Source organism: Staphylococcus sp. HMSC072B07 (assembly GCF_001815505.1).
Lineage (GTDB): Bacteria > Bacillota > Bacilli > Staphylococcales > Staphylococcaceae > Staphylococcus > Staphylococcus simulans.
In genome coordinates this window covers 1-1,513 of record NZ_KV820949.1, presented here as the reverse complement: position 1 = coordinate 1,513, position 1,513 = coordinate 1, and the positions used below count along the sequence as shown (strand labels likewise).

At 31.3% G+C, this 1,513-nt stretch carries 2 protein-coding genes; both read left to right on the top strand.

Going from position 1 to position 1,513, the window contains the following annotated elements; translation table 11 throughout:
• Positions 1-343: 343 nt before the first annotated feature.
• Complete coding sequence (locus HMPREF3031_RS13565; RefSeq protein WP_180363390.1) at positions 344-490, top strand: hypothetical protein; 147 nt, start codon at positions 344-346, stop codon at positions 488-490.
• On the top strand, positions 465-830 hold the full coding sequence (locus tag HMPREF3031_RS11550; RefSeq protein ID WP_226956265.1) for a hypothetical protein: 366 nt from the start codon (positions 465-467) through the stop codon (positions 828-830). Before HMPREF3031_RS13565 ends, HMPREF3031_RS11550 begins: the two co-directional genes overlap by 26 nt.
• Positions 831-1,513 lie beyond the last annotated feature (683 nt).

The following is a 1,513-nucleotide window of genomic DNA, read 5'->3' as shown; positions in this document are numbered from 1 at the left end:
GCCTGAGCTATTAAGCCGACCATTCGACAAGTTTAGTTAAGGGTTCAGAGACTCGTTGTCAATAAAGCAATTGGAATAAAGCAATGCTATGATTTATTGTTTTTAGGAATAATGAAGAATAATAAAATAATAATTAGAATGGCTGTTATTGAGTATATGATATTGGCTTCACTAGGAATATTGATTAAGTTCAATACTATACTGCAAATCATAAGTAGTAGGGTTATTATTCCCGCTAAAATAGAAGTTTTTTTCATTTTGACACCTCCATAAAAAGTATTTTATTATGTTATGCTAAAAAAAACGTAACATTTAAATTTATTATTTGAAAGGAGATTTTCTTTTGAAAAAGGCTATTGTAACATTATCAAGCGTTGCTTTACTATTTGGTTTTGGAAGTACTTCATACGTAGAAGCGAATGAGGTTAGTAATGTTAAACAAGTGACTCAAAATTCGCAAGAAAGTGGTCAGACATTCCCGATGGGATAAGGCTACAAATGAATACTTACAAAAAGAAAATTCTAATTTAACTACTTCTGAGCGTGGAGTTGTAGGGTGCACATCAGCTATAGGTTTAGCAATCGTTAGTAATGCATTTTCTGCTGCTAAAATTGCTAAAGTAAAAGAAGTTCTTAAAGCTGCTGGTGGTGCAAAAACATTCGCTACTAAGTTAGTTCCAGCATATAAAGAAGCTCGTAAGACGATGCCTAAGAAAGACGCAGCTGTTTCTGCTGTCAAAACAGCTGGAAGTGCTGCGGGGCCTCAAGCATTGTCTGCAGCAATTGGATTCTTTAGTATTGGTCAAGTGTATAGTGAGTGTTTTGAATAAACAAAATAGCGTACCGAATTCGGCACGCTATTTTATTTTTAGAAGCTCGTTTTCAACTCGTTTCTAAAAATAAAAAAGAGAGTGAAAATTAGGATCCACTCTCTTTTTCTAAACCAAAAATCAATAAAATAATTACGGACAAAAGCATAAAAGGAAAAAACAAAGAAGTGACTAAAAAACCTATAATCATAATTAAGTAAAATGAATCAATTTTATAATTTCCAAATTTCATACAAAAACTCCTTTCGTTTTTTAAAATAAAATTGTTTTATTCCAATTGTTTTATTTTGGAGGCTAGTAAATGATAACTGTCATATATCAATTTATTTTCTGTAATTTTAGGAACCTACGGATTAATGCGCGGAGGCTATATGGATATTCGGTGTAATTTTCTATTATCTTTGTATGGAATGTTCGTCGGTTTTCTTGTTATGTTCTATCTTGCAGTTTATAAAAGTCCAGAATTTAGTAAAAGAAAGATAAAAATAATAGCCTTTATCAGCTCTATATTAACGATTGTTATTATTTTTATCCTAGGGCATTTAATGTGGATCTTAGTGACAAAATAAATTTCAGTAAAATAGATTACCTCATTCAATTATTGTTGATTTATTCCAATTACTTTATTGACAGCGAGTCTCTGAACCCTTAATCGAGTAGGAGAGTAATCATTAATTGACCAC